Origin of the sequence: Micromonospora sp. NPDC048842, from assembly GCF_040649935.1 — a bacterium.
In the GTDB taxonomy this organism is placed as follows: Bacteria; Actinomycetota; Actinomycetes; order Mycobacteriales; family Micromonosporaceae; genus Micromonospora; species Micromonospora hortensis.
The window spans coordinates 296,651-318,636 of record NZ_JBEZGK010000002.1; the positions used below are offsets into that span (position 1 = coordinate 296,651).

Here is a 21,986-nt window from a genome sequence, read left to right on the forward strand (position 1 = left end):
CTGCCGAGGCTAGGCCAGCGCGGCCCGGGCCGCCGCCGCAATACCCGTCGCCCCGCTCAGATCAGTTGGCCGGCGTAGCCGGGTGCGGTGAGGAGCCGCTCGTCAGCACTGGTCGCGTAGGCGTCGAGGATCGCGTCGGCGAGCTTGACCACGTGCTCGTCGCCGTGGCGGGCCGCGCGGGCGAAGACCTCCGCCGGCGTCGCGGGGGTCACTGTCGGTGGCGCGATGCCGTCGGCTGGGGCGTACACGGAGGTCATGGCCGCCGCCGCGGCCCAGGCCGCGGCGTAGCTCGGCGCCCACAGACCCCTGTCGAGTGCCGGCAGGGTACGCAGCACGGCGGTCGGCGCCGTGACCGCGTGCACCAGCATGACCGGCGCTGCGTGCCCGAAGCGCAGGTAGTCCAGGCCGGCCCGGTGCACCAGCGTGGTGAGCCCACGCTCCGCCTCGGCCGGGCTCCGCGCGGGGCGCAGCTTCGCGAGTGCCGGCTCCCATCGGGGTACGCCCGGCAGCTGGTCCAGCCGATCCCGGACGCCGCCGGTCTGGTCGTCGATCCGGGGCAGCCCGGCCAGCGCAGCCGTCACGTCGATGTCGTCGGTGGCCGGCTGGTCCGAATCGCCGGTGAGCAGCCGGTCGGTGCCGGGGATCGGCTGCCAGCGGGCCGCCCAGTAGCCGAGGGCCTGACCCAACTCGGTGAGCCGCTGTCGGTTCTCGTCGTCCGGGTCGAGCGCGCGTACGGCGTGCCCGACCCGGATCACACCGTGCGTGGCGCCGGCGGCGATGCCCGGCAGTAGCCGGGGCCACCAGGTGCCGAGCACCGCGCGCCACTGGTGTTCGCGCAGTTGCCTGTCGAAGTAGGCCAGCCAGTCACCGGCGCGCTTCGGATCACCCAGCGCCGACCGCCAGTCGTCGATCGGGTGCAGCCCTCGGGGCAACTCGTCGAGGCGGCCGAGGTAGTCGTCGAGCCAACGGTGCACCCGGTGCGGGTGCCCGTGTCGGACCAACGCCTCGACGGCCATCGGCCCGTGGTTGGACAGCCAGCCCTGATATTCCGGGCCGGTGCGGTGCAGCCGCTCGTACGCCTCGTCAAGAATCCCGTCACTCATCCGCCGATCGTCGGTGCTCAACCTCGCTTCAGGTCAAGAGGGCAGATCAGCGGCGTCGATCAGGCCGGTGACCCGTAGGTCGGCAGCGACCTCGGGCGGGCAGTCCACGGCTACCACCGCGGTGCCCAGCACCTCGGCGCCCCGCGCGGCGCAGATGTCGTAGAGGGCGCGTAGCTGCGCGCCGGTACGCACCCAGTCGTCCACCACCAGCACCCGGTCGTCGGGGCCGAGGTGTCGGTTCCGTACGGCGAGGTCGACCCGTCGGCCCCGGTAGTCCGGTGGGCTCTGCGCCCAGGTGAGTGGCCCGGCCGGCAGTCGCCCGTCACCGGGCTTGTGGGCGGCCACGAAGCCGACCCCGAGGGCGGTGGCGGCCAACGGCCCGAGGAGCAGCCCGGTGACGGCCGGCGCGAGCACCACTGTGGGCCGGGCGGTCCGGTACGGCGCCACCAGGGCCGGCCCCAGCTCGGCCAGCACCGCCGGGTCCCGCCACCAACCGGAGATGTCGCTGACCAGGTGACTGATGTCCGGGCCGGGGTCGATCCACTGGAACAGGGCGGCCAGGCGTTCGGTCAGATCGGCGGGCATCCGCTCATCCTCCGGCACGGGGGGTGGGCGTGCCGGCACCCGGGCCACCCGGCCCACCCCGGGTCGGATGATCGGCTACACGTACCTGTGCAAATACGGGCATAGCACCATGATCACGTTGACTTCGGAAGTGCTTCTCTCGTTACGGTCCGACCCGGTTTGTTCAGACGACGAAAGGACCGGGCAGGTGGCAGGCAAGCACTCCCGTACCCGCATCTTCTCCTCCCCGGCGGGCATCGTGGCCACCGCGGCGGTCGGCGTCGCCCTCGCCGTCGGAGGCACCGTAGGTGCCGTGCAGTTGGTCTCCGGCCCCGACCAGTCGGGGCAGGTGGCTCTCGACCTCACCCCGACCACCGCCGCGAGCAGCCTCACCCCCAGCGCCCCGGCCGTCACCCCGAGCGTCAGCGCCTCGCCCAGCGCGACCGCCAGCCCGTCGGCGACCCGGTCGCAGCAGGCCGCCTCTCGGGGCAAGGAGCGCACCGCGTCGCCGAAGCCGAAGCCGAAGCCGACGGTCAAGAAGACCACGGCCGCGGCGAAGGTGCTGGAGAGCGGTTCGTGCGGCGCCTCGTTCTACTCCGACGGGCAGCTCACCGCCAACGGCGAGTCGTTCAACCCCGACGCGCTGACCGCCGCGCACAAGACACTGCCGTTCAACACCAAGGTCCGGGTGACCAACCCGGCCAACGGCAAGTCGGTGACGGTGCGGATCAACGACCGCGGCCCGTTCATCGACGGCCGCTGCCTGGACCTGTCCCGGGCCGCCTTCGCCAGCATCGCCTCGGTCGACGTGGGCGCGCTCACCGTCCGCTACGAGGTCCTCGGCTGAGCGGGGCCGGCGACGCCGATTCGGCCGGCAGACTGGGCCGGCCGGACAGAACCTCCTCGGACGACGGGTCAGGTTCATTCACCGGTTCACGTGGATCAGGCAAACTGTCCCTCGTACCCACGCGACTCCTCCAGTCGGGCCGTCGCCCGCTGAGCCCCGGATCCCGCGCCGGCCTCGGCGCGGCCCTCGTTCTGCTCGCGATCGTGTCGGCGGTGGAGGCGGCGGACGGCCGCAAGGTGCACTACGTCGCGCTCCTGGCGGCCGCGCCGGTACTCGCCGCCGCCCTGGCGTCCTGGCTGGTGGTCCTGGGGGTGGGCGTCGCGGCGACACTGATCGGCACCGGCTTCGCGCTGGTCGCGCCGAAGGTCTCGTTGGCCACCTCGGTCAGCGTTGTCGCGGTCGCGCTCGTCACCGGGATGGCCGTGGCGGTGGCCTGGGTTCGTCAGCGGCAGGCCGAGCGGATCGTGGAGCTGACCAAACTCGCCGCGGTGGCCCAGCAGGCGGTGTTGCGCCCGCTCGGGCCGCAGGTCGGCACGCTCTCGGTAGCGGGACGCTACATCTCCTCCACCGCGACGGCCGAGATCGGCGGCGACCTGTACGAGGCGATCGACACGCCCTACGGCGTCCGCATGATCATCGGTGACGTGCGGGGCAAGGGTCTGGACGCGGTCCGGCTGGCCAGCATCGTCCTCGGCTCCTACCGGCACGTGGCGTACGAGCGGGCCGACCTGCGGGCCGTCGTCGCCGACCTGGACCGCGCGGTGGCCCGCAACGTCGGCGACGAGGACTTCGTCACTGCGGCACTGGTCGAGGAGCGCGGCGGCACCCTCACGATCGTCAACTGCGGGCATCCGCCACCGCTGCTGCTACGCCGGGGTGCGGTGATCCCACTGGAACCACCGGCCCCGGCGCCTCCGCTCGGGTTCATGCCGGTGGTCCGCCCCCGGGTCGAACGCCTGGAGCCCGGGGACCGGCTGCTGCTGTTCACCGACGGTCTCGGCGAGGCGCGGCGGGACGGCGAGTTCTTTCCGACCGCCGACCGGGCCTGGCGACTGCTCGGCCATGGCACTGTCGCCGACGGGCTGGCATCGCTGGAGACCGCCCTGGTCGAGTGGGTGCACGGTCGGCTCGACGACGACATCGCGCTGGTCCTGATGGAGTACGTGGGGGCCCGTACCGGCGCGGCCGTGGCCGTCCCGAGCTGGGAGGTCGGCGCCGCCGAGAGCTGAGCCGGCCGACAGCGCCCGCAGGTGTGTAATCGCTGTCACTTGGGTGATCCGCTTGTCGCTGCCTACCCGCGAGTAATACAGTCGGGGTTACTGATCGGTAACACCTGTCCGGAAGCGGGGCCAGCGAGCATGACCCACTACAAGAGCAACCTCCGGGATCTCGAGTTCAACCTGTTCGAGGTCTTCGGGGCGGACCGGGCGTTCGGCCAGGAGCCGTACTCGGATCTCGACACCGACACCGCCCGCAGCTTCCTCGCTGAGGTCGACCGCCTCGCCCGCGAGGATCTGGCCGCCAGCTACACGGACAGTGACCGTAATCCGCCGGTCTTCGACCCGGCGACGCACACAGCGCCGCTGCCGGAGTCGTTCAAGAAGTCCTACCAGGCATTCATGGACTCCGAGTTCTGGCGCCTGGACCTGCCGCCGGCGCTGGGCGGCACCAACGCGCCGCGCGCCCTCTGGTGGGCGCTCGCCGAGCTGGTGCTCGGCTCGAACGCGCCGGTCTGGATGTACGCCTCCGGCCCGTCCTTCGCGCACGTGCTGCACGTCGAGGGCAACGAGCGGCAGAAGAAGTGGGCCAGGCTCTTCATCGACAAGCAGTGGGGCTCCACGATGGTCCTTACCGAGCCGGATGCCGGCTCGGACGTGGGCGCGGGGCGCACCCGGGCGATCCAGCAGCCCGACGGCACCTGGCACATCGAGGGCGTGAAGCGCTTCATCACCTCGGGTGAGCACGACCTGAGTGACAACATCGTGCACTACGTGCTGGCCCGTCCGGTCGGCGTGGAGGGTGTCGGTGGCCCCGGCACCAAGGGCCTGTCGCTCTTCGTGGTGCCGAAGTTCCACTTCGACGAGACCACCGGCGAGCTGGGCGAGCGCAACGGCGTCTACGCCACCAACGTCGAGCACAAGATGGGCCTGAAGGTCTCCAACACCTGCGAGGTGACCTTCGGCGAGCACGGCGTACCGGCCAAGGGTTGGCTGCTGGGCGACAAGCACGACGGCATCCGACAGATGTTCATGATCATCGAGTACGCCCGGATGATGGTCGGCACCAAGGCCATCGCCACCCTCTCCACCGGTTACCTCAACGCCCTCGAGTACGCGAAGAACCGGGTTCAGGGTGCCGACCTGATCCAGCAGGCGGACAAGACCGCCCCCCGGGTCACCATCACCCACCACCCGGACGTGCGCCGCTCGCTGCTGCTGCAGAAGTCGTACGCCGAGGGTCTTCGCGCTCTGGTCCTCTACACCGCCACCTGGCAGGACAAGGTCGCGCTGGCCGAGGCTGCCGGGGACGAGAAGGCCACCAAGCTGGCCAAGCGGGTCAACGACCTGCTGCTGCCGCTGGTCAAGGGCGTCGGTTCGGAGCGGGCGTACGAGATGCTCGGGCACGAGGCCCTGCAGACCTTCGGCGGCTCCGGGTTCCTCCAGGACTACCCGCTGGAGCAGTACGTCCGCGACGCCAAGATCGACACCCTGTACGAGGGCACCACCGCCATCCAGAGCCTCGACCTGATCTTCCGCAAGATCGTTCGGGACAACGGCAAGGCGCTGCTCGCGGTCTCCGGCGAGATCCAGGAGTTCATCTCCTCCGAGGCGGGCAACGGCCAGCTCAAGGAGGAGCGGCAGGCGCTGGGCAAGGCGCTCGCCGAGATCCAGAACATCCTCGGCGTGCTGACCGGCTGGCTGGGCGAGGCGCAGGGCGGCGACACCCGCGCGCTCTACAAGGTCGGGCTGAGCAGCCGGCGGTTCCTGCTGGCGATCGGCGACCTGGTGGTCGGCTGGCTGCTCCAGCGGCAGGCCGACGTGGCGCTGAAGGCCCTCGCGGGCGAGGTCTCCGCCAGCGACAAGGCGTTCTACACCGGCAAGGTGGCCGCTGCCCGTTTCTTCGCCCGTGAGGTGCTGCCCCGCATCGGCGCCGACCGGCGGATCATCGAGGGCGCCGACCTCGACATCATGGACCTCCCGGAGGAGGCCTTCTAGGTCTTGTGCCGGGTCGCACCACCCGGCACCTGCCACGGCCGGTGGGGCTTCTGCCCCGCCGGCCGTCGCCGTCTCCGTCCGGCGGCGGCACGTATTGGCCGAGCCCGGTCGGGTATGCCGCTGGCGTGGCGGGTAACCGTCGCGTGACCTCGAAAGGGAACGCCCAGAGCCACCGCACGGGGGAGTGCAGCGCACATGGGTGTAGGAAGCGGCATTTTTCTCATCGCCATCGGCGCGATCCTGACCTTCGCGCTGAGGGCCAACGTCTGGTGGATCGACGTACGCGCTGTCGGCTGGGTGTTCATCCTGGCCGGGCTGGCCGTACTGCTGACCACTGTCTGGTTCTGGCAGGACCGGCGCAAGCGGGCTCGAACCCTCATCGTGGAGGAGAACCGGCTGTCTCATCCGACGGCGATGATGCCGCCACCGCCGGACCCGCCGCCACCAACCGCACCGCCGTCCTGATCCCCGCACAACGCGTACCCCTGAGCCACCCGTCGGATCGGCGGGTGGCTCAGTCGCGTGCGGTGTGCCGAGCCGTGAGCGGCGCTCCCGCCCTGCTCAACTCGACCCAGCCGGTCGGGCAGGTGTGCACCGCCAGCTCGGCGGTGCGCAAACCCTCGTCGTCAACTCCCTCGGGGTCCAGGAGCGCCGAAAGCAGCGAGATGCCCGGATTGTGGGCAATGAGTAACGCCGTGCGGGCCGCCGGATCCACAGTGCGGACCAGCGACAACAACTCCTCGGGATGCGCGTCGTACGCACCAGGCTCATAACGGACCGTCGGGCGAGGACCGGTCGGGCCGCCCTCCGGCGGTGAACCGGTCATCCCCATCGCCACCCCGTGCCAGGTCTGCCGGGTGCGTCGGGCCGTCGAGCAGATCACCACGTCGGGCAGCAGTCCCTGGTGCGCCAACCAGGCCCCAGCCGCAGCCGCGTCGGCGGTCCCACGTGCGCTCAACGGCCGCTCCGCGTCGTCCGCCGCGTCGCTGCCCTGCTCGGCCTTCGCGTGCCGCAGCAACACCAGAGTCCGTGTGTCGGGGTCGGCGTCCGTCATGCCCCCAGCTTGCCCGATTGGCGATCTCTGCGCCTGGGTAAGTCGATGGATGCCGCACCCCTACCGACGGCCGCGGCGCGACGTACGCCAGGTTAGAGCCGAGGAGCGAGACATGGGCATTGGTGGCAGCATCTTCTTGATCGCGTTAGGCGCGATCTTCGCGTTCGCAGTGGAGGCCGACCTGGGCTGGCTGGACCTGGCCGTGGTCGGCTGGGTACTGATGCTCGCCGGCGTCGCCGGTCTGCTCGCCACCCTCTACTTCTGGAACAGCCGCCGCCGACCGGTGGTGGCCGCGCCGGTTCGCGAGGAGCGCGTGGTGGCAGACCGGGTCGTGCCGGTCCAGGACAACCAGGTCATGCAGGAGTACCGCGAGGTGCGTCGGCCGGGCCGACCGGTCTGATCCTCGCCCACAGAATCCGGGGTCCCGCAGCGTCGCGGGGCCCCGGCTCGTGTGTCCGCCCAGTCCGGGTGTGCGCCGGCACCGCCGGGCCCCCGCTACCCCTGCGAAGATCTGCACACTTTCGGGGAAACTGCTGGCTGACGGCGCGCCGAGGCAGCAGTTTCCCCGAAGTTGCGCGGATCTCGGCAGGGGGCCCGATCCCGGGGGCCGCCCTGGAGAGGTGATCGGCCGAAGATCGTGCTCGATCCAGGAGATAGGGCTTTCGGGTGCGAGCGAAGCCACCTCCTTGATCGAGCACGATCATGGCGGCTGCCGCCGTTGCGTTAGTGCCGAGCGGCGTTGCCGGGACCAGGAGGCCGGGGTGCGTTCGCGCCAGGGTGCGTTCGCGCCGAGCTGCGTTCGCTGGGCCGCCTGTGCCCCGGCCGTTCGGGTCGCGCGGCCTGCGTCGTGGCCGGGTCGCGCCCTGCGTCGTGGCCGTTCGGGTCGCGCCCTGCGTCTTGGCCGTTCGGGTCAGGCGAACAGCGCGAAGTAGATCGCGATGTGATGACAGAGCGCCGCCAGCAGCGTGCAGGCGTGGAAGAACTCGTGGTGGCCGAAGACGGTCGGCCACGGATTGGGTCGGCGCAACGCGTAGAAGACCGCGCCGACGCTGTAGATCGCGCCGCCGACGATCAGCAGCACCAGTGCTGCGACGCCGCCCCCGTGCAGGATCTCCGGCAGCATGGCCACCGCCACCCAGCCCAGCGCCAGGTAGAGCGGCGCGGACACCCAGCGTGGCGCGTGCGGCCAGATCACCTTGACCGCCACGCCGGCCAGCGCGCCGCCCCAGACCAGGGCCAGCATCACGGTGGCCGGCCGGGGCGCGAGCAACATCGCGCACAGCGGTGTGTACGTGCCGGCGATGAACACGAAGATCATCGAGTGGTCCATCCGGCGCATCACCTGGTAGCCGCGCTCCGACCACACGCGACGGTGGTACAGCGCGCTCGTGCCGAAGAGCCCGCAGACCGTCAGGCTGTAGATGAGGCAGCTCACCAGGGGTGCCCACCCCGGCCGGGTGGCGGCGATCGAGCAGAGCACGATGCCGCAGACCACGGCGACGAAGAAGGCGTACGTGTGTAGCCAGCCGCGCATCCGGGGCTTACCGATGTCGACCGGCTTCAGGCGAAGCGGGGCGGAGGTGGTCACCCAGTTAGGTTACGGCACCGTAGGTTACTTGTAAGTAGTGGCGTTGGTGACACCCGGCACCGTCAACGTGAACACCGGATCGACTCGACATCGGCGAGGATGAGCGAATGCGGATCCGGCCCGTCGGGGCGCACGCCCTGCTACTCGACTGCACCGCCCCCGCCGACACCCCCGAAGCCGTGGCCGACATCCCGGAAGCCGCGCTTGTCGAAGCGTGGCGGGCCGAGCTGTGGCGGCGTCGGGAGCGGGGCGACCTGATCGCTGCGGAGATCGTGCCGGCGGCCCGGACCGTGCTGCTCGACGGCCTGCCCGACCCGACCACCACGGCCGAGCAGCTGACCCGATGGGCGCCCGCCGTCACCACCGCGACCATCCGCCCCAATCAGGCCGACGCCGACGCCGACGCCGACGCCGACGCCGACGCCGACGCCGACGCCGACGCCGACGCCCACGGCAAAGACCACGCCAAAGCCGAAGCCCACGCCAAAGCCGAAGCCCACGCCAAAGCCGACGCCCATGCCCACAGCGCCGCCACCGGAGACGGAGCCGACGGCGCGGCGGACGTGGACGTACCGGTCATCTTCGACGGGCCGGACCTGCCAGCGGTGGCGGAGCACTGGGGCGTGGACGTGCCGGCAGTGCGGCACCGGTTGACCATCACCCGGTTCCGGGTGGCCTTCTGCGGATTCGCCCCCGGATTCCCCTACCTGACCGGGCTGCCCACCGAGTTGGCGCTGCCCCGGCTGGCCACGCCCCGTCCCCGGGTGCCGGCCGGCTCGGTCGCGTTGGCCGGCCCGTACGCCGGCATCTACCCGGGCGCTTCCCCGGGCGGCTGGCTGCTGGTCGGTCGGACCGACCTGGTGCTGTTCGACGTGGCCGCCGACCCGCCGGCCCGACTCGGTCCGGGCACAACGGTCCGGATGGTGGCGGCGTGACCCACGCGGCCGCCATCGAGGTGCTCCGCGCCGGTGCGCTCACCACGGTGCAGGACCTGGGCCGGCCGGGTTGGGCGCACCTGGGCGTACCGCGGTCCGGTGCCCTCGACCCGGGTGCCCTGCGGTTGGCCAACCGACTGGTAGGCAATCCGGAGCAGGCGGCCGGCCTGGAGATCACCCTGACCGGTTGCACAGTGCGGCTGACCCGGGCGGCGACGGTGGCTGTGACCGGCGCCGAGGTCGCCGTCCAGGCGGGTGTCCGACCCGGTGACACCGGACGCCCGCTCACAGTGCCGGCGGGGACGGTGCTGCGGATCGGTCCCGCCCTGCGGGGTGTACGAAGTTGGCTGGCGGTGGCGGGCGGCATCGACGTGTCGCCAGTGCTCGGTAGCCGGGCCACCGACACCCTCTCCGGGCTGGGACCGCCCCGGCTACGGGACGGTGACCTGCTGCCGCTCGGTGACCCGGTCGGCACCCCCGCACCGGTGGACCTGACCGTGTGCCCCACGCCGCCTGAGGAGCTGCACCTGACGTTGGTCCCCGGTCCTCGCGAGGACTGGTTCACGCCGACCGCGTTCGACAGGCTCTTCGGCAGCGCGTACACCATCAGCCCGGTGAGCAACCGGGTCGGCGCGCGGCTCGCCGGCGCGGCGCTCCCCCGCGCGGTGGCCGGCGAACTCCCCAGCGAGGGCATCGTGCTCGGTGCGGTGCAGGTGCCGGCGGACGGACAACCCCTGATCTTCCTCGCGGACCACCCGACCACCGGTGGATACCCAGTCATCGGGGTGGTCACCGACGTGACCCCGCTCGCGCAGGCCCGGCCAGGTACTACCGTCAGATTCCATGGACCTCAACGCTGACCTGGGCGAGGGATTCGGCATCTGGCGACTCGGCGACGACGAGGCGCTGCTGAGCCTCGTCACCTCCGCAAACGTCGCCTGCGGTTTCCACGGCGGCGACCCGTCCACCATGCGGCGGGTCTGCGAGGGCGCCGCGCGGCGCGGGGTCGCGGTGGGCGCGCAGGTCGGCTACCGGGATCTGGCCGGCTTCGGCCGGCGGCACATCGCGTACGACTTCGCCGAGCTACGCGACGAGGTGACCTACCAGTTGGGGGCGCTGGACGCGTTCTGCCGGTTGTTCCGCACCCGGGTCCGCTACCTCAAGCCGCACGGGGCGCTCTACCACGCGGCCAGCACCGACGAGTCCCAGGCGGCGGCGGTGGTCGCCGCCGTCAGCGGCTACGACCCCGAGCTGCCCGTACTCTGCCTTCCCGGCTCGACGCTCGCCCAACTCGCCGTGGGCGCGGGCCTGCCGGTGGTTGCCGAGGCGTTCGCCGACCGCGCCTACCTGCCCAACGGGGCGCTGGTGCCGCGCGGCACCCCCGGCGCGGTGATCACCGATCCCGAGCAGATCGCCGAACGGGCGGCGCGGATGGCCACCGAACGCAGCGTGGTGGCGGTCGACGGCACAGTCATCCCGTGCTCGGTCGACTCGATCTGCGTGCACGGTGACACCCCGGGCGCGGTTTCCGCCGCCGAACTCGTCCGCGCCACCCTGATCGACGCCGACATCACGCTGGCCCCGTTCGCCTGATCGGAGGGGCCCAGTTGGGCCCCTCCGATCGCGTCAGGCGTCCAGGCCGCGAAGCACCAGCGGCAGCCGGGTCACCGCGCCGTCGACCACCCGGACCGGTACGCCCCAGTCCTGCCGGGTCAGGTGGCACGCCGCGTGCTCGACGTCCGCGTCACAGGTCGCCGCCTGCGCGGTCACCTGAAGCACCCCTGCGGTGACCTCGCCGTTGAGCACCAACCGGCGGGAGAGTTCGGTGCCAGTGCCGGCACCGTCCACCAGCAGTTCCGGCGGGGACGCGGAGACCACCAGCCGGGTCGACGGCCCGTACGTCTCGTCCAGCTTCTGCCCCGGCGCCGGGGTGAAGACGATGTCCAGGGTGACCTCGCCGGCGGCGACGTCGGTCGGCTTGCGCTCCGTGCGGCGCCGGGGCCCGTCCACAGTGCTGGCACCCGCCGCCGACAGGGCACCGGGGGCGAGCCGGGTCAACCGGTGCGCGGCGGACTCCACCACCAGCACCTCACCGGACGGGGTGAGCACCAGGTCGCTCGGCTCCGCCAACCCGTCGGCGACGGTGGAGACCTGGTTGCTGGCCGGGTCGAAGCGACGCACCGCGCCGTTGTACGTGTCCGCGATCAGCACCGAGCCGTCCGGCAGCGCGCACACGCCCAGCGGGTGTTGGAGCAGCGCCGACTCCGCCGGGCCGTCCACGTGCCCGAAGTCGAACAGGCCCTGCCCGACGGCGGTGCCCAGCACACCGTTCTCGACGTACCGGACGGCGCTGGACTCGCTGTCGGCCACCCAGAGCCGGGTGCCGTCCGCGGAGACGGAGAGCCCGGACGGTTGGGCCATCCACGCCTCGGCCAGCGGGCCGTCGCGCAACGCCTCGACAGTGGTGCCGGCGTACATGCCGGCGGTCCGCTTGATCGGGTCGAACCACCAGAGCTGGTGGATGCCGGCCATCGCGATGATCAGCTTGTCGTCGTACCAGGCCAGGTCCCACGGCGACGAGAGGTCGACGGCGAACGCGTCGTGGGCGTGGTCGTCGACCTCGGCGCGCCACTGCCGCCCACTGCCGGCCACGGTGACCACCTCGCCGGACTCCAGCCGTACGCCGCGCAGCAGGTGGTTGACAGTGTCGGCCACCACCAGGTCGTAGCCGGCCACCTCGGCGACGTGCGTGGGCAGCAGGCACACCCCCTGCGGCTCGGAGAACGTCGCCGCGGTGGCCGGCCCGTCCGCCCGGCCGCGCTCGCCCGAGCCGATCCGACGCACCGGCGTCTCGCCGTCCGGGTCGATCTCGACCAGGGAGTGCCGGGCCGAGTCCGAGACCAGCAGGTTGTCGTTGGGCAGCAGCACCGCCTTACCCGGGAAGCGCAGCGCGGTCTCCGGTGCCGGCGGCGGGACGTACGGGCCGTTCCCCCGGTGCAGGGTGCCCTTCGCCTCGTGGGTGGCGACCAACTCGTCGATCAGTCGGGCCAGCCCCTCGGCGTGCCCCTCGCCGGCCATGGTGGCCACCACGTAACCCTCGGGGTCGATCACCGACAGGGTCGGCCAGGCCCGGGCGGCGTACTGCTGCCACATGTCCAGTTCAGGATCGTCGAGTACGGGGTGGTGCACCCCGTACCGCTCCACGGCGGCGGCGAGGGCGTCGGCGTCCTTCTCGTGCTCGAACTTCGGCGAGTGCACGCCGATCACGACGAGCACGTCGCCGTACTTCTCCTCAAGCGGGCGCAGCTCGTCGAGCACGTGCAGGCAGTTGATACAGCAGAACGTCCAAAAATCGGCAATGACGATCTTGCCGCGAAGGTCGGCGAGCTTCAGTTCGCGCCCACCGGTGTTCAGCCAGCCCCGACCGCGCAGTTCGGGGGCACGTACACGCGCTGTCGTTCCCATGCCTGTCAGCCTGCCACGCCCCGTGGGCCCAGCCGCCGTGACCCGTACGACAAGCGTCCTAGCCTGCGCCGCCTTCGCTGCGGTGACCTACGCGATCTTGCACTTTCTGTCCCGACCCAGGGTGCATTTGGTGCAAAAGAACGACCGAAGCTGCAAGATCGACGGGCCGAGCTGCGAATAGCCTGCTCAGTGGCCGAGCTTCCCAATCTCGCTGATCTCGGTCCCAAGAGTGGGACAGGCCCAGACCGCTCGGTCGGCGCGTACCACCGCTGCCAGGGGTGGCTCTCGGGATGCTGGGGACAGGGCGGCCAGTTGGTGGCACGGCCCAGTGACCACAGTGCCTCCACCGCCCAGTCCTGAACCTGGTCGGCGAGTGTAACGATCTGCGTCACGGCGGGTAGTCCGAGGCCGATCGAGATCCCGTGGCCGGAACCGTCGGAAGCGTAGAGGAAGGCGCTGGCGGTCTGTGGGTCGTCTCGCCACGGTTCATCGCGAAGATCGGGCTGCACCCCGCCAGGCTTCCCAAGATCGGACAAGACCGGCTCCAGCGCCGCCGCCAACTCACGTTCCACAACCGGATTGTGCCCGAGATGCCGACAACACCTACGGGTACGACGACGGCGGGGTCACGGTTGCCCGTGACCCCGCCGTCGGTTGCAGCTACTTCGTGGCCGGCTTCAGGCAGAGCACCCGGTTGGTGCCCTCACCCGGCAGCACCACGTGGGGCTGCGTCGTGTCGGTGCACTTCTCCTTGGCGTCCACCTTCGAGACGATCGTGAACGCGCCCGCCTCGCCGCAGTCCGCCGCCGAGGCGCCGCCCTGCCCGGACTGCTTCACGCAGGTGCCGACCGCCGGGTCGAAGGACGGCGTGTCGTCCCCGCCGACCTTGCCGAGCAGCAGCAGCAGGCCGAGCGGCACTGCCAGGATGAGCATCGCGGCGATCAGCACCGCGGCCAGCACCCTGCCGTTGCGCACCTTCGGCGTCGGTGGCTCCACCTTCGGCTCGTCGGCGGCGTCCGGCTTAAACGCGTCGAACCGGCCCTGGTCCGACTGGCCGGTCTCCTGGCCCCAGGACGGCGCGGGCTGTGGCGGTGGCGGGAACGACGGTGGGAAGCCGCCGCCCGGCACCGGTTCGGTCGCCGGCCCGCCGAAGCCCGGAGCGCCGGAGCCCGGCCCGCCGAAGTTCGGCGCACCGAAGGTAGCCGTCCCGGTGGCGGTGCCGGCGGCAGGCGACCCGGGGCCGCCGAACTGGTCCGCCGGCGGCTCACCACCGGAGTGCGGGCGGGTGCCGTTCACCGGCCTGTTGTTGCCCGGGGCATCGACGAAGGACGGCACACCGGGCGGGAACGCCGGAGGCGCCGACTGGGCCTCGTTGAACGGGTTCGGTGCGGGCTGCCGGTCGTCGAAGCGCGGCTCGGCCGGGGACTCGCCGCCCCAGCCGGGCCCTGCCTGCCGCTGTGCGTCGTTCTGCCAGTCGGGTGCGGACTGCTGCCGCTGCGCCTCGTTCTGCCAGTCGGGAGCGATCTGTCGCTGCCCCTCGTGCTGCCAGTCGGGCGTGGCCTGCCGCGGCGCGTCGTTCTGCCACTCCGGAGCACCCTGGCGGTCGGCGCCCGAGTCGCCCTGGAACGCCTCCGGCTCCGGCTCGGCCTCCGGCTCCGGTCGCGCCGGACGGCCGTACACCCGGGGTTGCGGGTTTGCCGTGCCGGTCGGTCGGATGGCCTGGTCGGTCGGGGGCATCACCCGGCTGGCCAGCGGCACCGAAGCGCTGGCCGTGGCCCGGGCCGCCGCGCCGGCTACCGACTCGGCGTCCGACACCGGTACGACAGCGCGGCCCGCTCCGGACTCCGGAGAGGTACGCGGGGCGGGCACGACCGCGCCGCTCGCGGAGGCGTCCTCGGGGCGGCCACCGTACTGAGCGGGGGCGTCCGGGGTCTCCCGCTCGGCGTAGGCGGGCTGCTCGGGGATCGGAGCGAACTGGGCCTGGGGCGCGTAGTCGGCCGGCGGGGCGGCAGCCAGGCTGGCACCCGGGACGCGCTGCTCCTGGGGGGGCAGCGGCACCGCGTTCGCCGGCGAGATGCCCGGCGCCGGCCCGGGCTGGTAGGCCGGTGCCTCGTCGCCCCGGTCCGCCTCCCAGCCTCCACGGGACTGGGCGGAAGCTTCGGCCTCCGCGCGACCCCACACCTCGCCGGGGGCCCACGGCTCGACCTCCGGTACGCCCCCGGAGTTGTTCTGGGCGGCGTTGTCCGGGCCGGCGGCCCAGTTGGGCGCGCCGCCGCTGGTGGGCACGCTGGCGCTGGCGCGGGCAGGAAGGTTGCTCGGCTCCGCCGGAGTCCACCCTGCCTGCTCCGGCCGCTCGGTCGGCTGCTCCGGTTGGGAGAGCACCCAGTCGGGCTGCTGCGGACGGCCCTCGGCCTCGCCCCAGGCGGCCGGCTGCGTGGACTGGTCCTGCCGGGCCTCGTTGCCGTCGTTCCATCCTGCGGGCTGCGCCTGCTGCTGCTGCGCGGCCCACCCGCCGGAGTTGGCCGGATCGTCCTGCGCGGGCCAGTTCGTCGTCGGGGCCGGGACCTGAGCGGCGCCACGGGCCGGGCTCGGCTGGGCGGCCTGACCCCAGCCGGGGGCGGGCTGCTCGGTCGCCTCGGCGGGCTGGCCCCAGGTCGGTGGCGACTGCTCCGCCGGCGTCCACACCGGCTGGTCGTCGCGGGCGGCGTCGGCAGCGGGCCAGCCACCGTTGCCAGCGGCCTGGTCCTGCTGGGCGCCGCCGGACCAGCCGGCGGCCTGCGGTGCGTCAGGTTGCGGAGATTCGCTCGCTCGCCAGTCAGCTGCGGGCGGGTTGGCCTGGGCCGTGCCGCCCCAGCCGTTGGCCGGGTCCTCCTGGGCGGGCCAGGCTGCGGTGGCCGGGGGAACATGCGCGGCGCCCCGTGCGGCTGGCTGGGCCTGCACCCAGTCCGGCTGCTCAGCGGGGGCGTTCGGGGTCCAGGTCGGTGCGGGAGCACTCTGCTCGGCGGGCGTCCAGCCCTGCTGCTGCGCTGCCCAGGGGTCGGGCTGCGCCGGAGCTGGCGCGCCGTCGTTGCCGGACCACGCGCCCGGCTGCTGCTGCGGCGGCTCACTCGCGCCACCGCCGGCGGCCCAGGCGGGCTGCGCCGGGTCGTTGGGCTGCGGAGCGGCGGCCGTACCCCAGGCGGGGGCTGGCGGCTGCTCGGACTGGGCCGCCCATGCCGGCGCCGACGGGTTGGGCCGTGTCGGGGGCGGGGGTGCCCAGCCCAGGTCGGGGCCGGCGGCGTTCTGGCCGTTGTCCGGCTGCGCCGGGCGGTCGCCGTACGGCGCCGGTCCGCCGGCGCCCGGTGACACCTCGTCCGGCTCTTGGCCGGGTCGGTGCGGGCCCTCGGACGTCATGGGTGCGCCTCCTCCATCACATGTCGGCTCGCCGGTGCCGATCGGTCTCCTCGGCGTGGCTGCCGGCGTCACCGGCGTACCGCTGTGCCGGCTCCCCGCACGGTATCGGGTGGTGGCACGACACGTCCAAGGAGCACTGGCCGTCACTCACCGTCGCCGGTTGATGTCGAGCAGTTTCTGTCGGCTCGGCCTCTGCCGGGTCGGCGGGCGGCGACCGAAGCCCACCGTACCGGGCGCTGCGGCAGGGCGGAATCCCGGTGGTGGTGGTTGGGAAACGCCGATGGCCCACCCGGTGGGCCGGGTGGGCCATCGATCTGGAGGAGGTGAGGAATGTCGTGGAGCGTCAGCTCATGTGACGCTGGGCGATGACGAGGATTTCCTCGCGAACCGCCGGCGAGTTCGCCGAGCGCAGCGCGTGCTCGATGGCACGGGCGCGGCGGGTCGCGTCGCGGTGGTTGCGGATTCGCTCGATCATGCTCATTGGTGGGTCCCCCTAGCTATTCGGTTGTCAGCCCCTGATGCGTCTATTCAACAGCAGAAGCCGGCCAACTTCCATCGATTATTAGGTGAGCTGAGACACTTGCCTAACAATCAAAGGTCAACAGGCCGCCTTGCCGACGGTTTCGTCGCCCAACGGACACGGCCGGTGTGCCGGGCGTTAACCCGTGGCACACCGGCCGTGGCTGGCGTTCGAACCGATCAGGTCCAGGCGAGCAGCGCCGCCTCCGGGTCCGTGAGGAAGTCGCCGACGTCCCGCAGGAACTTCGAGCCCAGCTCACCGTCGATGATCCGGTGGTCGAAGCTCAGCCCCAGCGTGGTGACCTGGCGAACCTTGACCTTGCCCTTGTGCACCCAGGGCATCTCCCGCACCGCGCCGAAGGCCAGGATCGCGGACTCACCCGGCGGCAGGATCGGTGTGCCGGTGTCCACCCCGAACACGCCGACGTTGGTGATGGTCAGGGTGCCGCCGGACATGGCCGCCGGCGAGGTGCGGCCGGACTTCGCCGTCTGCACCAGGTCGGTCAGCGCGTCCGCCAACTCCCGCAGCGAGAGTCGGCCGGCGTCCTTGACGTTGGGCACGATCAGGCCGCGTTCGGTGGCCGCCGCGATGCCGAGGTTGACGTACTCCTTGACCACGATCTCGTCGCCCGCCCAGGTCGAGTTGACCATCGGGTGCCGTTGCACCGCCAGCAGCACCGCCTTCGCCACCAGCAGCAGCGGCGAGACCCGTACGTCACGCCACTCCCGCCGGCCGCGCAGCCGGTCCAGGGCCTTCATCGCCCGGGTCACGTCGACGGTCAGGAACTCCGTCACGTGCGGGGCGGTGAACGCCGAGCGGGACATGTTCTCGGCGGTCAGCTTGCGCACGCCCTTGACCGGGATGCGCTGCTCCCGGTCCGCGCCGAAGCTGGGCGCTGTCGTCGCCGCGATCGGCTCGGCGACCACCACACTCGCGCCGCTCGCCGCCTGCTGCACGTCCTCCCGGGTGATCGAGCCGAGCGGCCCCGACCCGGTCAACGTGCCGAGGTCGACACCGAGATCCTTCGCGAGCTTGCGCACCGGCGGCTTGGCCAGCACCCCGCCGCTCGCCCCACCGCTCGCCCCACCGCGTCGATCATGGACTTGTGGTGCCGGAATCGTGGAGGTCACGGCTGGTTTGTCACCCACCACAACTCCATGATCGACCCCAGCGGGGGTGGCGGGAGCCGTCACGGCCTGAGCCGGGACCGCGCCCTTGCGGGGGCGGCGCTTCGCGGCGGTGGTACGCGGGCCGTAGCCGACCAGCACCGCCGTGCGCCCGCCCGGGGCCGCACCGCCGATCAGGCCGGGCTCGATCATGCCCTCGGCCGGTGCCACCTCCACCGCCGCCAGCGAGGCCGCCGACGGGGTGGGCAGGTCACCGCTGGGCGTCGCAGTGGTCGACGGCGGGTCCAGCGGCCCGGCACCCGGATCGGTGTCGATCGCGATGATCGGCGTACCGACCTCGACAGTGGTGCCCTCCGGGTGGTGGATCGCCTGCACCTGACCAGCCCACTTCGCCGGGATCTCCACGGCCGCCTTCGCCGTCTCCACCTCGACGATCGGCTGGTTCAGCTCGATGGTGTCGCCGACCTTGACCAGCCAGGCCAGGATCTCGCCCTCGGTCAGCCCCTCGCCCAGGTCGGGCAGGTTGAACGTCTTGATCCGGGACATGTCGCTCACCAGCCGAAGGTGCGGTCGACGGCGTCGAGCACCCGGTCGAGGTCGGGCAGGTACTCCTCCTCCACCCGGGCGGCCGGGTAGGGGGTGTCGAAGCCGGTCACCCGCAGCACTGGCGACTCCAGGGAGTAGAAGCACTCCTCGGTGATCCGGGCGGCCAACTCGGCGCCGAGGCCGATGTTGGAGGGCGCCTCGTGCACCACTACCGCACGGCCGGTGCGCTTCACCGACTCGTACGCCGCGGTCAGGTCCAGCGGCGAGAGCGAGCGCAGGTCGATGACCTCCAGCTCCCGGCCGTCCTCGGCGGCGGCGGTCGCCGCCTCCAGGCACGTCCGCACCATCGGGCCGTAGGCCAGCACCGTGACGTCGGTGCCGGGCCGCACGACCCGGGCCGAGTGCAGGGGGTACGCGTCGGACAGCGGCGCGTCCAGGTCGACCTGGCCCTTCTCCCAGTAGCGCCGCTTGGGCTCCAGGAAGACGATCGGGTCGTCCGAGGCGATGGCCTGCTGGATCATCACGTACGCGTCCTGCGGGTTGGCGCAGGTCACCACCTTCAGGCCGGCGGTGTGCGCGAAGTACGCCTCCGGCGACTCGGAGTGGTGCTCGACAGCGCCGATGCCGCCGCCGAACGGAATCCGGATCACCATGGGGATGCTGAGCCGGCCGCCCGAGCGGTAGTGCATCTTCGCCACCTGCGACACGATCTGGTCGTACGCGGGGTAGACGAAGCCGTCGAACTGGATCTCGCAGACCGGCCGGTAGCCGCGGATGGCCAGACCGACAGCGGTACCGATGATGCCGGATTCGGCCAACGGGGTGTCGATCACCCGCTGGTCACCGAAGTCCTTCTGGAGACCGTCGGTGATCCGGAAGACGCCGCCGAGCTTGCCGACGTCCTCGCCCATGATGATGACCTTGGGGTCGTTCTCCAGGGCGCGGCGCAGACCGGTGTTGAGGGCCTTTCCGATGGTGAGCGTCTCCGTGGCCATCAGTGGGCGCTCCCCTCGAACGACTCCATGTAGCGGCTGAACTTCGCGCGCTGCTCGTCGAGCAGCGGAGACCCGTTGGGGTAGACGTTGTCGAACATCGTCACCGGCTCCGGGTCCGGCATCTCGAGCACCCGCTCGCGCAGGTGCACCGACTCGCGGCGGGCCTGCTCGTCAACCTCGGCGAAGAAGCCCGCGTCGGCGATCTGCTGCTTCTCCAGGAAGGCCTTGACCCGGGTGATCGGGTCCTTGGCCTGCCACGCCTCGACCTCGCTGGCGATGCGGTAGCGGGTCGGGTCGTCGGAGGTCGTGTGCGCGCCCATCCGGTAGGTGTACGCCTCGATCAGGCTCGGGCCCTGCCCCAGGCGGGCGTTGTCCAGCGCGGTACGGGTGACCGCGTACGTGGCGAGCACATCGTTGCCGTCCACCCGTACGCCGGGGAAGCCGAACCCGGCGGCCCGCTGGTAGAGCGGGACCCGGGTCTGCCGCTCCAGCGGCTCGGAGATCGCGTACTGGTTGTTCTGGCAGAAGAAGACCAGCGGGGCGTTGAACACGCTGGCCCAGACGAACGCCTCGTTCACGTCGCCCTGGCTGGTGGCGCCGTCGCCGAAGTAGGCGATCGCCGCCTCGCCGTCGTCGGTGCCGGTCTTGCCGTCGATGGTGATACCCATCGCGTAGCCGGTCGCGTGCAGGGTCTGCGCGCCGATGACGATCGTGTACATGTTGAACTTGAACTCGTTCGGGTCCCAGCCGCCCTGGTCGACGCCGCGGAACAGGCCGAGCGGCATGATCGGGTCGATGCCCCGGCAGTAGAGGACGCCGTGCTCCCGGTAGGTCGGGAAGGCCATGTCCTGGGTACGCAGCGCCCGCCCGGAGCCGACCTGCGCGGCTTCCTGGCCGAGCAGGCTGGCCCACAGGCCCAGCTCGCCCTGACGCTGGAGAGCGGTCGCCTCGGCGTCCAGCTTCCGGACCAGCACCAGGTCGCGGTAGAGACCGCGGTATTCCTCGTCGGTGAAGTCGACGCGGTACTCGGTGCCGTCCGGCCCGGTGGCGCTGTCGATCCGCTCGCCTTCGGGGGTGAGGAGCTGCACCAGCGCGGGGTCGCCGGCCGCGCCCTTTTTGGAGCGGGGTGCGGCCCGCCTGCTGCGGGTGGTGCCCCCGGGGTCGCCCTTTGCCATCGGTCTCTCCCTGTCGTGTCTGCGTCGGCACCGGGGGGTCACCCGGCCGCGCAACTCGTGCGCCTGCCCGGCTGCTGCCGGACCGGTTCCTGGCGGCCGCGCCTAGCCCCGGTGGGGGTTGCCGCACGGCGTGATCCGGGTTCTGGCCGAACCCGGATCGGGAGCGCCGGCGCTCAACCGCGCCTGCCGCGAGGGTGCGCGGAGGTCACGGCTGCGTTGCCGTCGTGCTCCATATTCGCAGAGCAGGTGAGCGCGCCCACAGTACGCCTGCCTCCGCAATCCGACCGCCCATGCTTTGATGCCGTTTGTCGCCATCATGCCGGCCCGCGTTTCCCATGCGTTGCGGCACGATTCGTCACCGTTCGGGCAGCACCGCGTGTCGACACGCGGTGGAGGTTGGCTGACACACCGTGACTGCGCGAGGCTGATTCCCACAGGATCGCGCCTATCGGGTTAATTGTCGGGTTTTTGGCCCACGGCGGCGTCCATTCATGTCATCCGACGGCCGACGACTAGGGGTGTGCGGTGTACGAGCCAGGTGACGGTCCCGGCACACCAGCGCTTGGTCGGCATCGGTCGGCTGGCGGCTACCGCCGGGTGGTCGGTGTCCACCGGGCCCCCGGCGCCGGTGGCCCCTCCCGGGGTTACCTGCTCACCGTCGCGCTGCTGGCCGGCACGGCGTCGATGCCCATCCTCGCGGCCATCAGCGCGGGCTCGGCCACCCCGGGCAGCACCGCCCTACCGGACAGCAGCACCCCGTTCATGCCGACCCCGTCCGTCGGGCCGGTGGTGATCCCGATGCCGATGACCAGCCAACCACCGCTTCCCCCGCTCGGCACACCCAGCGTCGACCCGACCAGCGGCTGGCTGCCGGCCGCCCCGTCGCGTCCGCGGGAGGGGCCCGCCGGCGATCCCGGGCCCGTCCGGTGGACGACCGCACCGCCGGTGGCACCGAGACCCACGCGAAGCACCTCGCCGCCGGTACCCCCGCCCGTCGCTTCGCCACCGCCGACCGACCCGACCGATCCGCCGGACCCGGACCCCACCGACCCGGACCCCACCGACTCGCCGCATCCCGACCCGACCGACTCGCCGGATCCGGACCCCACCGACCCGGACCCGACCGGCTCGGCCGATCCCGATCCGACCCCGACCCTGACTGTGGACCCGACGCCCACACTGGACCCGACGCTGGGGCCGACACCCACGCCGACCGACGACGCGTCAGCGACCGCCGTGCCGACCAGCACTCGGTCCGTCCCGGCCCCCACACCCACGCCGCCTGCGGTACCGACCCGCCGACCCAGCCCGGCGATCCCGTCGCCGTCGGCCGGCGCCTCGACGCCCAGCGTCAGCCCGGCGCCGCTCGCCGGACCGACGTACCCGGCGGTGTCGCCGACGGTACGGTGACGATCAGGCGCGGCCCGTCCGGCGACGGCGGCAGTAGGCGCGTACCGGA

General features: G+C 72.0%; 19 protein-coding genes. 9 read left to right on the forward strand and 10 right to left on the reverse strand.

Features of this window, described 5'->3' with window-relative positions; genetic code table 11:
• Positions 1-56: 56 nt before the first annotated feature.
• Positions 57-1,103 (reverse strand): questin oxidase family protein, encoded by a 1,047-nt coding sequence (locus tag AB0C19_RS03900; RefSeq protein ID WP_357178938.1) that lies wholly within the window; start codon positions 1,101-1,103, stop codon positions 57-59.
• A gap of 33 nt (positions 1,104-1,136) precedes the next feature.
• The gene (locus AB0C19_RS03905) at positions 1,137-1,688 is read right to left on the reverse strand and encodes a phosphoribosyltransferase family protein (protein WP_357178941.1); all 552 of its coding nucleotides are present in this window, start codon (positions 1,686-1,688) and stop codon (positions 1,137-1,139) included.
• A 187-nt stretch (positions 1,689-1,875) separates the two neighbouring features.
• On the opposite strand from AB0C19_RS03905, the gene AB0C19_RS03910 reads away from it, so the two are divergent.
• From AB0C19_RS03910 to AB0C19_RS03925, 4 genes are all read left to right on the forward strand, one after another.
• Positions 1,876-2,514 (forward strand): septal ring lytic transglycosylase RlpA family protein, encoded by a 639-nt coding sequence (locus AB0C19_RS03910; RefSeq protein ID WP_357178945.1) that lies wholly within the window; start codon positions 1,876-1,878, stop codon positions 2,512-2,514.
• A 104-nt stretch (positions 2,515-2,618) separates the two neighbouring features.
• Positions 2,619-3,743: a PP2C family protein-serine/threonine phosphatase gene (locus AB0C19_RS03915; protein ID WP_357179492.1), complete on the forward strand. Its 1,125-nt coding sequence runs from the start codon at positions 2,619-2,621 to the stop codon at positions 3,741-3,743.
• Between the two features lie 129 nt (positions 3,744-3,872).
• The gene (locus tag AB0C19_RS03920) at positions 3,873-5,729 is read left to right on the forward strand and encodes an acyl-CoA dehydrogenase (protein WP_357178948.1); all 1,857 of its coding nucleotides are present in this window, start codon (positions 3,873-3,875) and stop codon (positions 5,727-5,729) included.
• A gap of 195 nt (positions 5,730-5,924) precedes the next feature.
• Positions 5,925-6,194 carry a DUF6458 family protein gene (locus AB0C19_RS03925; protein ID WP_030487564.1) on the forward strand — a complete coding sequence of 90 codons (270 nt, stop codon included), beginning with the start codon at positions 5,925-5,927 and terminating at the stop codon, positions 6,192-6,194.
• Positions 6,195-6,243: 49 nt separating this feature from the next.
• On the opposite strand, the gene AB0C19_RS03930 is transcribed toward AB0C19_RS03925, so the two are convergent.
• On the reverse strand, positions 6,244-6,783 hold the full coding sequence (locus AB0C19_RS03930) for a histidine phosphatase family protein (protein WP_357178950.1): 540 nt from the start codon (positions 6,781-6,783) through the stop codon (positions 6,244-6,246).
• Between the two features lie 112 nt (positions 6,784-6,895).
• Here AB0C19_RS03930 and AB0C19_RS03935 point away from each other — a divergent pair, with 112 nt between their 5' ends.
• A complete protein-coding gene (locus tag AB0C19_RS03935) occupies positions 6,896-7,183 on the forward strand; it encodes a DUF6458 family protein (RefSeq protein WP_210783027.1) in 288 nt (95 codons plus the stop codon).
• Between the two features lie 510 nt (positions 7,184-7,693).
• Here the strand turns inward: AB0C19_RS03935 and AB0C19_RS03940 are convergent.
• Positions 7,694-8,371: a hemolysin III family protein gene (locus AB0C19_RS03940; RefSeq protein ID WP_112601190.1), complete on the reverse strand. Its 678-nt coding sequence runs from the start codon at positions 8,369-8,371 to the stop codon at positions 7,694-7,696.
• 107 nt (positions 8,372-8,478) lie between these two features.
• Here AB0C19_RS03940 and AB0C19_RS03945 point away from each other — a divergent pair, with 107 nt between their 5' ends.
• The 3 genes from AB0C19_RS03945 to AB0C19_RS03955 are packed head-to-tail and all read left to right on the forward strand — an operon-like array spanning position 8,479 to position 10,899.
• On the forward strand, positions 8,479-9,306 hold the full coding sequence (locus AB0C19_RS03945; RefSeq protein ID WP_357178954.1) for a carboxyltransferase domain-containing protein: 828 nt from the start codon (positions 8,479-8,481) through the stop codon (positions 9,304-9,306).
• Positions 9,303-10,166, forward strand: coding sequence for a biotin-dependent carboxyltransferase family protein (locus AB0C19_RS03950; protein WP_357178957.1), 864 nt, complete (start codon positions 9,303-9,305; stop codon positions 10,164-10,166). Before AB0C19_RS03945 ends, AB0C19_RS03950 begins: the two co-directional genes overlap by 4 nt.
• A complete protein-coding gene (locus AB0C19_RS03955; RefSeq protein WP_238685227.1) occupies positions 10,150-10,899 on the forward strand; it encodes a 5-oxoprolinase subunit PxpA in 750 nt (249 codons plus the stop codon). The genes AB0C19_RS03950 and AB0C19_RS03955 overlap by 17 nt, the downstream gene beginning before the upstream one ends.
• A 33-nt stretch (positions 10,900-10,932) precedes the next feature.
• Here AB0C19_RS03955 and AB0C19_RS03960 read toward each other — a convergent pair whose 3' ends face one another.
• The 6 genes from AB0C19_RS03960 to pdhA all read right to left on the reverse strand — a co-directional run bounded on the left by AB0C19_RS03960 (position 10,933) and on the right by pdhA (position 20,527).
• The gene (locus AB0C19_RS03960; RefSeq protein WP_266304060.1) at positions 10,933-12,771 is read right to left on the reverse strand and encodes an NHL domain-containing thioredoxin family protein; all 1,839 of its coding nucleotides are present in this window, start codon (positions 12,769-12,771) and stop codon (positions 10,933-10,935) included.
• A gap of 660 nt (positions 12,772-13,431) precedes the next feature.
• Positions 13,432-16,164, reverse strand: a complete 2,733-nt coding sequence (locus tag AB0C19_RS03965) for a hypothetical protein (protein WP_357178962.1) — start codon at positions 16,162-16,164, stop codon at positions 13,432-13,434.
• A gap of 343 nt (positions 16,165-16,507) precedes the next feature.
• Positions 16,508-16,645: a hypothetical protein gene (locus tag AB0C19_RS03970; RefSeq protein ID WP_165435866.1), complete on the reverse strand. Its 138-nt coding sequence runs from the start codon at positions 16,643-16,645 to the stop codon at positions 16,508-16,510.
• Between the two features lie 218 nt (positions 16,646-16,863).
• A complete protein-coding gene (locus AB0C19_RS03975; RefSeq protein ID WP_357179494.1) occupies positions 16,864-18,357 on the reverse strand; it encodes a dihydrolipoamide acetyltransferase family protein in 1,494 nt (497 codons plus the stop codon).
• A gap of 5 nt (positions 18,358-18,362) precedes the next feature.
• Positions 18,363-19,352, reverse strand: coding sequence for an alpha-ketoacid dehydrogenase subunit beta (locus tag AB0C19_RS03980; RefSeq protein WP_357178965.1), 990 nt, complete (start codon positions 19,350-19,352; stop codon positions 18,363-18,365).
• A complete protein-coding gene (gene pdhA, locus AB0C19_RS03985; RefSeq protein WP_357178968.1) occupies positions 19,352-20,527 on the reverse strand; it encodes a pyruvate dehydrogenase (acetyl-transferring) E1 component subunit alpha in 1,176 nt (391 codons plus the stop codon). Before pdhA ends, AB0C19_RS03980 begins: the two co-directional genes overlap by 1 nt.
• Positions 20,528-21,052: 525 nt before the next feature.
• Here pdhA and AB0C19_RS03990 point away from each other — a divergent pair.
• Positions 21,053-21,937: a hypothetical protein gene (locus AB0C19_RS03990; RefSeq protein ID WP_357178971.1), complete on the forward strand. Its 885-nt coding sequence runs from the start codon at positions 21,053-21,055 to the stop codon at positions 21,935-21,937.
• The last annotated feature ends 49 nt before the right edge of the window (positions 21,938-21,986 follow it).

Coding starts and splice junctions, on each gene's coding strand:
- AB0C19_RS03900 (WP_357178938.1), bottom strand. CDS start 1,103: ATGAGTGACGGGATTCTTGACGAGGCGTACGAGCGGCTGCACCGCACC.
- AB0C19_RS03905 (WP_357178941.1), bottom strand. CDS start 1,688: ATGCCCGCCGATCTGACCGAACGCCTGGCCGCCCTGTTCCAGTGGATC.
- AB0C19_RS03920 (WP_357178948.1), top strand. CDS start 3,873: ATGACCCACTACAAGAGCAACCTCCGGGATCTCGAGTTCAACCTGTTC.
- AB0C19_RS03925 (WP_030487564.1), top strand. CDS start 5,925: ATGGGTGTAGGAAGCGGCATTTTTCTCATCGCCATCGGCGCGATCCTG.
- AB0C19_RS03930 (WP_357178950.1), bottom strand. CDS start 6,783: ATGACGGACGCCGACCCCGACACACGGACTCTGGTGTTGCTGCGGCAC.
- AB0C19_RS03935 (WP_210783027.1), top strand. CDS start 6,896: ATGGGCATTGGTGGCAGCATCTTCTTGATCGCGTTAGGCGCGATCTTC.
- AB0C19_RS03945 (WP_357178954.1), top strand. CDS start 8,479: ATGCGGATCCGGCCCGTCGGGGCGCACGCCCTGCTACTCGACTGCACC.
- AB0C19_RS03955 (WP_238685227.1), top strand. CDS start 10,150: ATGGACCTCAACGCTGACCTGGGCGAGGGATTCGGCATCTGGCGACTC.
- AB0C19_RS03960 (WP_266304060.1), bottom strand. CDS start 12,771: ATGGGAACGACAGCGCGTGTACGTGCCCCCGAACTGCGCGGTCGGGGC.
- AB0C19_RS03965 (WP_357178962.1), bottom strand. CDS start 16,164: ATGACGTCCGAGGGCCCGCACCGACCCGGCCAAGAGCCGGACGAGGTG.
- AB0C19_RS03970 (WP_165435866.1), bottom strand. CDS start 16,645: ATGAGCATGATCGAGCGAATCCGCAACCACCGCGACGCGACCCGCCGC.
- AB0C19_RS03975 (WP_357179494.1), bottom strand. CDS start 18,357: ATGTCCCGGATCAAGACGTTCAACCTGCCCGACCTGGGCGAGGGGCTG.
- AB0C19_RS03980 (WP_357178965.1), bottom strand. CDS start 19,352: ATGGCCACGGAGACGCTCACCATCGGAAAGGCCCTCAACACCGGTCTG.
- pdhA (WP_357178968.1), bottom strand. CDS start 20,527: ATGGCAAAGGGCGACCCCGGGGGCACCACCCGCAGCAGGCGGGCCGCA.